Raw genomic sequence first — 13,031 nt, forward strand, 5'->3', positions numbered from 1 at the left:
AAAAGCTTCACCGGAGACAACGCATCATGCCCCAATGGCACCGCCGCGCGGCCCTGGCCGCATTTGCCTCGATGGCCGCCTGCACGCTGCTTGCAGCGGCCACCCCTGCCTTCGCGCAGAAGGATTTCCCGAGCAAGCCGATCATGCTGGTGGTGACCTACCCGCCGGGCGGCCCCACCGATGCAATGGCCCGCACGCTGGCCGCCGCGCTGAAGAACAGCCTGGGCCAGCCCGTGGTGGTGGAAAACCGCGCCGGTGCGGGCGGCAACATCGGTGCCGAGGTGGTGGCGCGGGCCGAGCCCGATGGCTACACGCTGATGTTCGGCACATCGGCGCCGCTGGCGATCAACGTGAGCCTGTATCGCAAAATCAACTACGACCCGGTCAAGAGCTTCACGCCGGTGATCCAGATCGGCCAGTTGCCCAATGTGCTGGTGGTGAATCCGGCCGTGCCGGCCAGGAACGTGCAGGAGCTGATTGCCTATGGCAAGGCGCATCCGGGCAAGCTTAGCTATGCGTCGTCGGGCAACGGGGCGTCGTCGCACCTGGCCGGCGTGCTGTTCAACAACCTGGCCGGCACCGACTTCCAGCACGTGCCGTACAAGGGCACCGGCCCCGCGCTGAACGATCTGCTGGGCGGGCAGGTGAGCATGACCTTCACCGACGTGCTGACGGCGCTGCCATTCATCAAGAGCGGCAAGGTGCGCGCGCTGGGCGTGACCACCAAGGCGCGCTCGCAGGCGCTGCCCGATGTGCCGACCGTGGCCGAACAGGGTGTTGCCGGGTTCGATGTTTCGGTATTCTTTGGCGTGGTGGCACCGGCGGGCACGCCGCCTGCCGTCATCGGCAAGCTGAACCACGCGTTCGCCGACGCGCTGCAGCAGCCCGAAGTCCGCAAGACGCTGCTGGCGCAGGGGCTGGAACTGGCGCCGTCCACGTCGCCGGAACAGCTGGGCAACTTCGTCAAGGCCGAGGTCGGCAAGTGGCGTACCGTCGTGCAGAAATCCGGCGCGCAGCTGGACTGACATCACGACAACAGCATCACAAGGAAGAGACATGACGCCATCCCAAACCGGCATCAGCGGCAAGAGCAGCACGAGCGGCGCGCTGGCCGGCATCCGCGTAGTGGATTTGTCACGCATCCTGGGCGGCCCGTTCTGCGGGCAGATCCTGGGAGATCACGGCGCCGACGTGCTCAAGATCGAACCGCCGCAGGGCGACGACACGCGCACCTGGGGGCCGCCGTTCCGCGACGGCGTGGCGTCGTACTACTTCGGCCTGAACCGCAACAAGCGCGTGATGAAGCTGGACCTGAGCGCCGACGCCGACCGCGCGGTGCTGCTGGCCCTGCTGGCCGATGCCGATGTGCTGGTCGAGAATTTCAAGACCGGCACGATGGAGAAATGGGGGCTGGGCTACGACGCGCTGTCGCAGCGTTTTCCGCGCCTGGTGCATTGCCGCGTGTCGGGCTTCGGTGCCGATGGCCCGCTGGGCGGCCTGCCCGGCTACGACGCTGCCATCCAGGCGATGGCCGGCATCATGAGCATCAATGGCGAACCCGACCGCGACCCGCTGCGCGTGGGTTTGCCGGTGGTCGACATGGTGACGGGCCTGAACGCGGCGCTGGGCGTGCTGCTGGCGCTGCAGGAGCGCGAGCGCAGCGGGCGCGGGCAGTTCGTCGAGGCGGCGCTGTATGACTCCGGCCTGTCGCTGCTGCATCCGCACGCGGCCAACTGGTTCATGAGCGGCAAGACGCCGGGCCGCACCGGCAACGCGCATCCCAACATCTACCCTTACGACACGGTGGCCACGGCGACCGATCCGATCTTCCTGGCGGTGGGCAACGACCGGCAGTTCCGGATCTTCTGCGAGCACATCGGCGTGGCGGAACTGGCCGACGACGAACGCTTTGCCACGGCCGGCGCGCGCTCGGTCAACCGGGCGGAGCTCAAGGGCACGCTGGAATCGAAGCTGGCCGCGTGGGACGGCAAGGCGCTGGCCGACGAACTGTCGGCGGCCGGCGTGCCGTGCGCGCCCGTGCTGTCGGTGCCCGACGCGCTGACACATCCGCACACCGCGCACCGCGAGATGGTGGTGGAAATGCCCGGCGGCTACAAGGGGCTGGGCGCCCCGGTCAAGCTGAGCCGCACGCCGGCCACCTACCGGTATGCGCCGCTGACGGAGGGCAATGCGTTCCTGCCGAGAGAAGCGGCGAACGATTGAGGTGGCTGTTGCTCCCCTCTCCCGCACAGCGGGAGAGGGGTTGGGGGAGAGGGCCAGCAGTTCAAACCACGACACGTCGCAATGTGAACCTCAACGCCCTCTCCCCACCCCTCTCCCATAAATGGGCGAGGGGAGCGCATAACAAGCGGTGTCGCTCACCCCGGAATCATCCCCGTCAGCCAGTAAGCCTGGATCATCGTGATCACGCCCACGATGAACGCGAACAGCAGGCTGTGCTTGACCGTGAAGCGGAACAGCTCCGATTCTTTGCCCACCAGGCCGGTTGCCGCGCAGGCCACTGCGATCGACTGTGGCGAGATCATCTTGCCCGTCACGCCGCCCGTGGTGTTGGCGGCCACCAGCAGCGTGTCCGACACGCCGATCTGGTGCGCCGTGGTGTGCTGCAGCGAGCAGAACAGCGCGTTCGACGACGTGTCCGAGCCGGTCAGGAACACGCCCAGCCAGCCCAGCAGCGGCGAGAAGAACGGGAACGCGGCGCCGGTACCGGCCAGCAGCAGCGCCAGCGTGGATGACATGCCCGAGTAGTTGGCCACGAAGGCAAATGCCAGCACCAGGCCGATCGACAGCACCGGGCGGCGCAGTTCCAGCAGCGTTTCGAAGAACGTGGCGATGGCGTCGCGCGGCTTCATGCGCAGCAGCGCCACCGAGATGACCGCTGTCAGCAGGATGGCGGTGCCCACGGCCGACAGCAGGTCGAGCTTCAGCACGGCCTCGTAAGGCTTGGGCGATGCCACGATTGGCGCGGCCTTGATGACGAGCTGGTCCAGCATCGGCACCTTGAACTTGAGCACCGAGCCGGCCAGCGCCCCGTTGCCGGCAAACAGCGCCTTGAACGATGGCAGGCTCCACACCGTGACAATGGCCGTCAGGATGCCGAACGGCGCCCAGGCGCGCACGGTCTGGCCGAACGTGTACGGCGACGGCCTGCGGTTCGACGGCGCGCCCATGCCGCCGCCAAAGCCGGCCATGGCCACCGTGCCGCCCGACATCGTGCCGGCGGACGCGCCTCGTGCCGCCTGCGATGCCGAACGCGGCTGCCACACGCGCAGGAACGACGCCAGCGCGATGAGGCTGACCAGTGCGGACGTGATATCCGGCAGCTCGGGCCCGATGTGGTTCGACGTGAAGTACTGCGTCACCGCGAAGCTGCCGCCCACCACGAACGCGGCGGGCCACGTCTCGCGCACGCCCTTCCAGCCATCCATCATGAACACCAGCCAGAACGGCACGGCCAGCGACAGCAGCGGCAGCTGGCGGCCGGCCATCGCGCCAATGTGCATCGGGTCGATGCCGGTGACCTGGCCCGCGACGATGATGGGGATGCCCATCGCGCCGAAGGCCACCGGCGCCGTGTTGGCGATCAGGCAGAGCCCGGCCGCGTACAGCGGGTTGAAGCCCAGGCCCACCAGCAGCGCGGCGGTAATGGCCACCGGCGCGCCAAAGCCGGCCGCGCCTTCCAGGAACGCGCCGAACGCGAAGCCGATCAGCAGCATCTGCAGGCGCTGGTCGTCGGTGATCGACAGCACCGACGCACGGATCACGTCGAACTGCCCGGTCTTCACGACGATCTTGTACAGGAACACCGCCGTGACGATGATCCAGGCGATGGGCCACAGCCCGTAGGCAAAGCCGAATCCGGCGGCGGCAAAGGCCTGCTGCGCGGGCATGCCGTAGGCGAAGATCGCCACGGCCAGTGCCAGCGCCAGCGTGACGGCGGCCGCCACGTGGCCTTTCATGCGCAGCACGGCCAGCGCGACGAAGAAGAACAGGATGGGTACCGCGGCGGCGAGCGCGGACAGCCAGAGGCTGCCCAGCGGCGTATAGAGCTGGGTCCAGGGTTGCACGGGATGTCTCCTCGTTGGTGTTTGGGTTCTTGAATTCTTGTGGTGGCGGCGCGGGTGCCGGCGCCGCTACCCGGGCTGGTTCCGTTCGGCCAGCAGGTCCGACAGGCTCCTGGGTGCCGGCGTCAGCGGCTTGCGGTGCTGGGTCCACCCCATCTGCGCTGCCGGCGTGAAGGCGCGCAGCCGCGTGGCGGCCCAGCGGAACACGCGGTAGGCGGCCGGATGCGCGAACGCCCCGCTCCAGAAGCGCCACACCAGGTGTTCGCGCCTGCTGTACTTGGCGCCCTGGCCCTTCAGCGGATGCGGCACGGCCTCGTCGGGGTTGCGGTTCGCTTCGGTACGCAGCCGCACCAGCAGTTGCGGAATCGGAATGCGCACCGGGCACACCTCGCCGCAGGCGCCGCACAGGCTCGATGCGGTCGGCAGGTCAGCCGTGGCGTCGAGACCCAGCAGATGGGGCGAGATGATCTTGCCGATCGGGCCCGGATAGGTCGTGCCATAGGCGTGGCCGCCGATGCGCGTATAGACCGGGCAATGGTTCATGCATGCGCCGCAGCGGATGCACTGCAGCGTGGCGCGCAGCTGCGCGTCGGCATAGGCCTGGCTGCGGCCGTTGTCGAGCAGCACCAGGTGCACTTCGCGCGGGCCATCCATCTGGCCGGGCTGGCGCGGGCCGGAAATCAGGTTGAAGTAGGTCGTGATGGCCTGGCCGGTGGCCGAGCGCGTCAGCAGGCTCGACAGCGGCACGATATGCGCCAGGCTGGCCACCACCTTTTCCATGCCCATGACGGCCACGTGCACGTTGGGCACGGTGGTGGAAAGGCGGCCGTTGCCTTCGTTCTCCACCAGCCACAGCGTGCCGGTGTCGGCCGCCGCGAAGTTCACGCCCGACAGGCCGATGTCGGCTTCCACGAACGCCTGGCGCAACGCGCGCCGGCCGGTCTGGATCAGTGCGTCCACGTCTTCGGTGTAGGGCGTGTCCGGGATGTGCTGTTCGAACAGCGTGGCGATATCGGCCTTGGTCTTGTGGATCGCCGGCATGACGATGTGCGACGGCTTCTCGCCGGCCATCTGGACGATGTACTCGCCCATGTCCGATTCGATGCAGTCGATGCCGCGTTCGGCCAGGTAATGGTTCAGCTCCATTTCCTCGCTGGCCATCGACTTGCCCTTGATCACGCGCTTCGCGGCGTGGGTCTGGGCGATGCGATGGATGATCGCGTTGGCCTCGTCGGCCGTCTCGGCCCAATGGACCTGCACGCCGGCCCCGGTCAGGTTGGCTTCGAGCTGCGTCAGCAGGTCGGGCAGGTTGGCCAGAGCGTGCTGGCGCACCGCTTCGCCGAGGTCGCGCAGGTGTTCCAGCTCGTCCCCGTCGGGAAACTGCACGGCGCGCTTCTGCTGCAGGAAATCCATCGCGCCGCGAAAGCTCTGGCGCAACTTGGGATCGTCGAGCGCCTCGCGCGCCCGGGCACGGAAGTCGGCGGCGGGAACGAAATGCAGGGTCTGCTGGCTCATTGTGCGGCGCCTCCGGCGTGATCGTTGACGATGACCACCCAAAGCTGACGCGGGCCATGGGCGCCGTAGGCCAGCGTCTGCTGGATATCGGAGGTCTTGGACGGGCCCGACACCATCACCAGGTTGGTGGGCATGCCATCGGTCCAGCGTTCGGCACGCACGGCGCTGTGCAGGTCGGGATGCAGCGTGGAGGCGTAGACCAGCGCGATATGGATCGGCGGCACCAGCGACATCGTGCGCGGCGACCCGGCATCGGGGGCCAGCACCAGCGTGCCGGTGGCGGCCAGGCCCGAGCGGGCGACCGTGAAGCCGGCATCGACGGTATCGAACAGCTCGGCCTTCCATGCGTCGATCGGGCGGTCGAAATCCCGCGTGGCGATGCCGGCCGGCAGCGCCTGCGCCAAAGCGCCGCCTTCGGGGCGGGCGGTATCCAGCAGCAGCCGGCGCACGCCTTCGGCGGCGAGCCGCGTCGCCACCCAGGCGGGCCAGTCGGCGGCGTCGGTACAGAACACCTCGGCATGCGACGCGCGCAACGCGGCCTGCATGGACGCGACCATGGCGTCCAACGATGGGCGCTCGCCGCGCCGGGTGTCGAAATGGGCGTCGATGCGGCGATCCAGCGCGGCGGTGTCCGTGGCCAGGGTGGATCCGGAAGCGGGCACGGCGGCGCGCAGACGGCCCAGCATGCGCTCGCGGGCGGTCATGGCGGTCATGCGGCACCTCCGGTACGGCGCCAGAGAAACGAGGCCAGGTGCTCCACCGGCAGCGGGGCGCCCGCATGGGCCGCGGCGTGGCCGATATTGAGCAGGCAGCCGCAATCGGCTGACACGAGGCGGTCGCAGCCGGTGGCGCAGGCGGAAGCCACCTTGCCGCGCACCATGGCGCCCGAGATATCGGCGTGCTTGAGCGAGAACGTGCCGCCAAAGCCGCAGCATTCCGATTCCCGCACGTGCTCGACGCGGGTCACGCCCGGCAGCGCATCGACCAGCGCCACGCCATGGGCCCGCGTACCCATTTCTCGCCGTGCGGCGCACGAGGTATGCAGCACCACGCGTTCGTGATCGCCGGCCGGCACGTCATCAAAGCGCACATGCAGCACATGGAGCAGGAATTCCGCAAGTTCGTAGACCCGCCCAGCGATGTCGCTGGTCAGCTGGCTGGCGCCCGGGTCATCGGCGAACAGCGTCGGCCAGTGGTGGCGCATCATGCCGCCACACGATCCCGACGGCACGATGATCGGCCAGGGTTCGCGGAACAGTTCCAGCTGGGCGCGCGCCACCTTGCGGGCCTGCTCGGGATTGCCGCTGCTGTAGGCCGGCTGCCCGCAGCAGCTCTGGCCGCGTGGAAAGTGGACGGTCAGGCCTTCGCGCTCCAGCAGACGCACGGCGTCGAGGCCGGCTTGTGGAACGAACAGGTCGACGAGACAGGTGCCGAACAGATAGACCTGTTGCGGGGCGGTCGTGGGGTATTGCCTGGATTGCATTGTCTGCCTCCGGTATGGCGCCGGCGCGGGTGACGCGCTTTGCGGCATTTTTGAGCGCATAATTCCCGCTCCCGCGCCGGAGCACAAATTGGTTGGACCAATATGGCGAGCGGGGCCGGCAACAGGGGACTGGGAAGGGGAACGATGGGGGGCAGCGCACGCAACCGCGTGGAAGACATCATGCGCAGGATGGAGACCGCGTTGCTGGACGGCACCTGGCCCGTGGGCACCCGCCTGCCCGCCGAACGGGTGCTGGCCGAGCAGTACGCGGTGGCGCGCAACACGATCCGCGAGGCCATCCAGCGGCTGGCGGCGCGCGGGCTGCTTCAGAGCCGGCGCGGCGCCGGCGTATACGTCACCGATCAGCTGCGCACCGGCATTGCGTCGCCCTGGGGCCAGCTGGTGGCCGACCACCCGGCGCTGCGCGACGACATCCTGGAGTTCCGCCGGGTGCTGGAGGGCGCCACCGCCTACTTTGCCGCGCTGCGCGCCAACGCTGCCGATCTGAAGCGTATACGTGCCCTGCTCAAGGAACTGGAGCGATCGCGCAAGGCCGACGACAAGGGCGCCGAGGCCGATGCCGACGCGAAGCTGCACGACGCGATTGCACAGGCGTCGCACAACACCATGTTCCTGCACCTGCATACGAGCGTGATCGGCATGTTGCGCGAACACATCACGATCAACGGCACCGGGCTGCGCGAGGCCGACGGGGAATCGTCGGACCTGCTGCTGCGCCAGCACCGCACGCTATGCGAAGCCATCCTGGCGCGCCGGCCCGAAGAGGCGCGCACGGCCATGCAGACCCATATCGACTTCGTGCGCAGCAAGGTGGACGGCGAAAGCGCCTGAGCGGGCGCCGTTGGGGCGCGGCCGGGCGGCTTGCGGGCGCTGTCGGCCGTAATTGGTCGTACCAGTTGCTGCGTACCCGTTCCCAATGGAATCAGGGACTTGGCGCGGCGGGTTACACCAGCCCGGAATTCGTCAGCTCGCGCTTCGCGTAGGCGTAGAAGATCGGTCCGGCAATCACGCCGGGGATGCCGTACAGCGTTTCCATCACCAGCATCACCGTCAACAGCTCCCACGCGGCCGCCTGTATACGCGCGCCGATGATGCGGGCGTTCAGGAAGTATTCGAGCTTGTGGATCACCACGAGGAAGAACAGCGACACGATGGCGATCGGCAGCGACACCGACAGCGACGCGATCACGATGGCCGTGTTCGAGATCAGGTTGCCCAGCACCGGCAGCAGCCCGGCAACGAAGGTGATGGCCACCAGTGTCTTGGACAGCGGCAGGTGCTGATGGAACAGCGGCAGCGCCACCAGCAGGTAGATCGACGTCAGGATGGTGTTGATCGACGAGATCTGGATCTGGGCGAAGATGAACTGGGCGAACGACTGCTGCAGCGTGCGCGCGCGGTCGATCAGCGCCCCGGCCAGCGGCCGGCGGTTGGGCCGTGAAATGGCGCGGTACAGCGCGACCATGGCGCCGATGATCAGGCCCAGCAGGATATGCAGCAGGGTGCGGAGGATATCGGTGCCCAGCCGCTGCGCCATCTGGGCATGCTCGCGCATGGCGCCCAGCAGCGTGGTGACCAGTTCCTCGGTGCCGCTGGGCAGGTAATCGCTCAGCCAGGTGGGCAGCTGGGTCCGGGACTGGTCGATGATGTCGGCGGCATGGTCCAGCAGCCGCTCGACGGTGGCGCTGTCCACGTTCAGGAAATGCACCAGCGCCCAGATGCCGCCGGTCAGGGCCAGCACGATGATGGCGGACAGGATGGCCACGGCCAGCGCATCGCGCCGGGAATGGGTCAGGCGGGGCGCCAGCACGTCGACCAGCGAATACAGCAGCAGCCCCGCCAGCAGCGCCGCCACCAGGTTGGCATGCATGACCAGCAGCAGCGCGCCGGCGGTCAGGACATAGGACACCGCCGTGACGCTGAACCCGCTTCCCGGCGCCAGGCGCGGGCGGGCCGATGACGGGGAGGGCGGGGATGAGGACGTGGCGTCGTTCAGGGCGCCATGGTTGGCGCGGTCTTCCGGGTTTTCCAGCTGCGGCATGTCTCGGCTGAGCACGATTGAATTGGAATGAGTAGGCGGATTGTCGACGTGGCGCGTAACAATGGCAAGACAGCTTGCGCAGACAAGCGATCCTGCCCGCTCCGGGCGTGGAACTTGCATCGTCGCCGTGGCCTATATTGGGGAGCAGAAGACGGCGCAGCCGCGCCAGGAGACCGCCTGCCATGGCCTTTACCCAGACCGTCGGCGTCCGCCGGCATGTGTTTGCCGACCTGCGCACGCTGCTGGCCCGCGCCAGCCCCGCGCGCTCGGGCGACGCGCTGGCCGGCATCGCCGCCGCCAGCGAGGAAGAGCGGATGGCCGCCCGCATGGCGCTGGCCGACATGCCGCTGGCCCGCTGCCTGACCGAGGCGCTGATTCCGTACGAGGACGACGAGGTCACGCGGCTGATCGTCGACAGCCACGATGCGGCGGCCTTTGCCGAGATCGCCAGCCTGACCGTGGGCGACTTCCGCAACTGGCTGCTGCGCCACGAGACCGATTCGGCCACGCTGGCACGGGTGGCACCCGGTATCACCCCGGAGATGGCGGCGGCCGTCAGCAAGCTGATGCGCAACCAGGACCTGGTGGCGGTGGCGCGCAAATGCCAGGTGGTGACGCGCTTTCGCGGCACGATCGGCCTGCCCGGCCGCCTGGCCGTGCGGCTGCAGCCCAACCATCCGACCGACGACCCGCGCGGCATCGCGGCGTCCATCGTCGATGGGCTGCTCTACGGGTGCGGCGACGCCACGATCGGCGTCAATCCGGCCGGCGACAACCTGGGCACCATCGTCACGCTGCTGAAGCTGATCGACGATATCCGGACGCGCTACGACGTGCCCACGCAATCGTGCGTGCTGACCCACGTCACCCATACGCTGCGGGCCATGGAGCAGGGCGCGCCCGTTGACCTGGTGTTCCAGTCGGTGGCCGGCAGCCAGGCCGCCAACGCGGCGTTCGGCATCTCGCTGGCGCTGCTGGACGAGGCGCGCCAGGCGGCGCTATCGCTGGCGCGCGGCACGGTGGGCCACAGCGTGATGTACTTCGAGACCGGCCAGGGCAGCGCGCTGTCGGCCAACGCCCACCACGGGATCGACCAGCAGACCATGGAGGCCCGCGCCTATGCCGTGGCGCGGCGCTTCGAGCCGTTGCTGGTCAATACGGTGGTGGGCTTTATCGGCCCCGAGTATCTCTACGATGGCAAGCAGATCATCCGGGCCGGCCTGGAGGACCATTTCTGCGGCAAGCTGCTGGGCGTGCCGATGGGCTGCGACGTCTGCTACACGAACCACGCCGAGGCCGACCAGGACGACATGGACACGCTGCTGACGCTGTTCGGCGTGGCCGGCATCAACTTCATCATGGGCGTGCCGGGCGCCGACGACATCATGCTGAATTACCAGAGCACGTCGTTTCACGATGCGCTGTACCTGCGCGAGGTGCTGGGCCTGCGGCCCGCCCCGGAGTTCGAGGCATGGCTGCAGCGCATGGGCATGCTGGACAGCGCCGGCCGCCTGCTGGCACCTTCCGCGCGCCAGCCGCTGCTGAGCATGGCCGACTCGCTGTGACCCGATCAGGAGACATCGATGCCGAATCGTCCAGCACCCCCGGAGCATCCCGCCGATCCCTGGCAACGCCTGCGCCAGTTCACGCGCGCCCGTGTGGCCATCGGCCGCACCGGCCATGCCCAGACCACCGAAACCGTGCTGGCGTTCGGCCTGGCCCACGCGCAGGCACGCGATGCGGTACACCTGCCGCTCGATACCCAGGCCATCGACGCGGCGCTGCGGGATGCCGGGCTGGACACCGTGCATGTCCACAGCGCCGCGCAGGACCGCGACCAGTACCTGCGTCGCCCGGATCTGGGCCGCCGGCTCGACGACGACAGCCGCGCGGCGCTGGCGGCCGACACCGGGGGCGATAACCGGGGCGATACCGGGGCCGATGCCCAGCCGTTCGACGTGGTGTTCGTGATCGCCGATGGCCTGTCCGCGCTGGCCGCCCAACGCCACGCGGTGCCGCTGCTGCAGGCCGTGTTGGCGCGGCTGCCGGCATGGCGGACCGGCCCGGTGGTGGTGGCCCGGCAGGCACGCGTGGCCCTGGGCGACGAGATCGGCGAACGGCTGCAGGCGCGTCAGGTGGTGATGCTGATCGGCGAGCGCCCGGGGCTCAGTTCGCCGGACAGTCTCGGCATCTACCTGACCTACGATCCGCGTGTCGGTCGCACCGACGCGCAGCGCAACTGCATCTCGAACGTGCGCCCGGAAGGGCTTCCCTATGCGCAGGCGGCTGACCGTCTGGCGTTTTTGCTACGTGGGGCCGTGGCGCTGGGGCGGTCCGGGGTGGACCTGAAAGACGACAGCGCCGCCAGTGCGGCGACGCTGCCAGGGGGGTGATGCGCCCGGGAGGGCTACAAGGGCTACAAGGGCTACGACATCATCACGCGCGAGAACCTGCCGCGCTGCGCGTCTTCCATCAGCATCATGAACTGGTCGCGGTCCATGTGAACCAGTTCCAGATGGTCGCCCGCCTCGAACCAGACTTCGGGTTCGGCGAACAGGCTTTCGTCGACATAGGTCTGCATGCCGTACGACATCGCGCACGGCGGGATGGCGCCGAGATCGCAATCCTTGAAGACCTCGCGGATTTCGTCCTCGTGCGCCAGTACCAGTTTGCGGCCCGTCATGTCGCACAGGGCCGATAGCTGCAGATGGTGGTTCGACGGGATCACGGCGGCCACGTAGCCGCCTTCATCTTCCAGCAGCAACGTCTTGGCCAGACGATGCCCCGGTACGTGTGCCGCGTGCGCCGTGGCCATGCTGCTGAGACTGTAGGGGTGACGAATGATGTCGAACCGGCTGTTCATGCGGCTGAGCCGGCCAGCCAGGGTGCCTGCCATTGCCATGATCGTCTTCCTTCCCGCGCAGGGAGGGCGCGGTTTAGTCCTGAGTGTTCTCACTATAGGCACTGTCGCCGCGCATGCGAGGCCAGATTGCCTGCAGCTCGGTCTTCAGGAAGGTCAGCAGGTAGCGGGTGGCCATGGTCTGGTAGCGGTTGGGCATGGTCAGCATGTAGAGCTTGCTGCCGAACACGCTGATGCGATAGTCGGGCAGCAGCGGCACGAGCGTGCCGTCCGCCAGATCCTTGCCCACCGCGTAGAGCGGGAAGATGCCGATGCCAAGCCCGCTGACCACGGCATCCTTCAGGAACGCGAAGTTCTCCGAACTCAGCGTGGGCGCCAGCACCACCTGTTCGCGCGCCCCGGTGGCGTGGCGGATACCCGAAGCCTTCAGTTTCTGGCCAATCGGCGATGCGCAGACGATGGCATGGGCGCCAAGGTCGGCCAGCACCGCCGGCATCGGCCGGCCCGCCAGATAGGACGGCGCGCCGCAGACAATCCAGTCGACCGTGCCGATCTCGGTGGCCACGACCGAATCCGGCGGCGTCGAGATGATGCGAAGCGCCACCTCGACATCCTCGGACACGAGGTTGTGGATGCGGTTGTCGAACACCACGTCGAGTGTGATGTCGGGATAGCGTTGCTTGAACTGCACCAGCAGCGGCGACAGCATGGCGTGCCCCAGGCCGGTGGGTACCGACAGCCGCACATGGCCCTGCAGGCTCTTGCCCATGCTGCTGATCAGCGCATTGGCGGCCGCCACTTCGCCGAGGATGTTGCGGCCGTGCTCGTAGAGCCCAGCGCCGACGGGCGTGGGTTCCACGTGGCGCGTGGTCCGGCGCAGCAGTTGCACGCCCAGTTCCTCCTCCAGTGCCTTGAGGTGGTAGCTGACATTGGCGCGCGTCATCTTGAGCTTGCGCGCGGCGGCGCTGAGATTGCCCGCGTCGACGATATCGACGAACAGGCGCAGGGCGTTGAGATCCATGGCGA

At 68.2% G+C, this 13,031-nt stretch carries 12 protein-coding genes; 5 read left to right on the forward strand and 7 right to left on the reverse strand.

The genetic code is table 11. From position 1 onward, the window contains the following. Nucleotides 1-26 precede the first annotated feature (26 nt). The gene (locus AC3G88_RS23850) at nucleotides 27-1,025 is read left to right on the forward strand and encodes a Bug family tripartite tricarboxylate transporter substrate binding protein (RefSeq protein ID WP_488774105.1); all 999 of its coding nucleotides are present in this window, start codon (nucleotides 27-29) and stop codon (nucleotides 1,023-1,025) included. A gap of 31 nt (nucleotides 1,026-1,056) precedes the next feature. Continuing rightward, nucleotides 1,057-2,223, forward strand: coding sequence for a CaiB/BaiF CoA transferase family protein (locus AC3G88_RS23855; protein ID WP_488774104.1), 1,167 nt, complete (start codon nucleotides 1,057-1,059; stop codon nucleotides 2,221-2,223). Nucleotides 2,224-2,378: 155 nt separating this feature from the next. Here the strand turns inward: AC3G88_RS23855 and AC3G88_RS23860 are convergent, their stop codons facing one another. The 4 genes from AC3G88_RS23860 to AC3G88_RS23875 form a co-directional block, all read right to left on the reverse strand. Further along, on the reverse strand, nucleotides 2,379-4,088 hold the full coding sequence (locus AC3G88_RS23860) for a lactate permease LctP family transporter (protein WP_488774103.1): 1,710 nt from the start codon (nucleotides 4,086-4,088) through the stop codon (nucleotides 2,379-2,381). 66 nt (nucleotides 4,089-4,154) lie between these two features. Then, entirely contained in the window at nucleotides 4,155-5,600 is a 1,446-nt protein-coding gene (locus AC3G88_RS23865; protein ID WP_488774102.1) for a LutB/LldF family L-lactate oxidation iron-sulfur protein, read from the reverse strand. Continuing rightward, nucleotides 5,597-6,313: a LutC/YkgG family protein gene (locus tag AC3G88_RS23870; protein WP_488774101.1), complete on the reverse strand. Its 717-nt coding sequence runs from the start codon at nucleotides 6,311-6,313 to the stop codon at nucleotides 5,597-5,599. Before AC3G88_RS23870 ends, AC3G88_RS23865 begins: the two co-directional genes overlap by 4 nt. Beyond that, entirely contained in the window at nucleotides 6,310-7,083 is a 774-nt protein-coding gene (locus AC3G88_RS23875) for a (Fe-S)-binding protein (RefSeq protein ID WP_488894060.1), read from the reverse strand. The genes AC3G88_RS23870 and AC3G88_RS23875 overlap by 4 nt, the downstream gene beginning before the upstream one ends. Before the next feature lie 144 nt (nucleotides 7,084-7,227). Here AC3G88_RS23875 and AC3G88_RS23880 point away from each other — a divergent pair, with 144 nt between their 5' ends. Further along, the gene (locus AC3G88_RS23880) at nucleotides 7,228-7,935 is read left to right on the forward strand and encodes a FadR/GntR family transcriptional regulator (RefSeq protein ID WP_488774099.1); all 708 of its coding nucleotides are present in this window, start codon (nucleotides 7,228-7,230) and stop codon (nucleotides 7,933-7,935) included. A gap of 112 nt (nucleotides 7,936-8,047) precedes the next feature. Here the strand turns inward: AC3G88_RS23880 and AC3G88_RS23885 are convergent, their stop codons facing one another. Continuing rightward, complete coding sequence (locus AC3G88_RS23885) at nucleotides 8,048-9,145, reverse strand: AI-2E family transporter (protein ID WP_488774097.1); 1,098 nt, start codon at nucleotides 9,143-9,145, stop codon at nucleotides 8,048-8,050. A gap of 182 nt (nucleotides 9,146-9,327) precedes the next feature. Between AC3G88_RS23885 and AC3G88_RS23890 the strand changes: the two genes are divergently transcribed. Next, complete coding sequence (locus tag AC3G88_RS23890) at nucleotides 9,328-10,710, forward strand: ethanolamine ammonia-lyase subunit EutB (RefSeq protein ID WP_488774096.1); 1,383 nt, start codon at nucleotides 9,328-9,330, stop codon at nucleotides 10,708-10,710. 18 nt (nucleotides 10,711-10,728) lie between these two features. Then, nucleotides 10,729-11,538, forward strand: a complete 810-nt coding sequence (gene eutC, locus AC3G88_RS23895; RefSeq protein WP_488774095.1) for an ethanolamine ammonia-lyase subunit EutC — start codon at nucleotides 10,729-10,731, stop codon at nucleotides 11,536-11,538. Between the two features lie 32 nt (nucleotides 11,539-11,570). Here the strand turns inward: eutC and AC3G88_RS23900 are convergent, their stop codons facing one another. Together AC3G88_RS23900 and AC3G88_RS23905 are read right to left on the reverse strand one after the other, a co-directional pair. Then, nucleotides 11,571-12,047 (reverse strand): aminoacyl-tRNA deacylase, encoded by a 477-nt coding sequence (locus AC3G88_RS23900; protein ID WP_153948646.1) that lies wholly within the window; start codon nucleotides 12,045-12,047, stop codon nucleotides 11,571-11,573. Nucleotides 12,048-12,081: 34 nt separating this feature from the next. Beyond that, a complete protein-coding gene (locus tag AC3G88_RS23905) occupies nucleotides 12,082-13,026 on the reverse strand; it encodes a LysR family transcriptional regulator (RefSeq protein WP_488774094.1) in 945 nt (314 codons plus the stop codon). Between the last annotated feature and the right edge of the window lie 5 nt (nucleotides 13,027-13,031).

The sequence above is a fragment of the Cupriavidus sp. 86D6 genome (genome assembly GCF_057815095.1).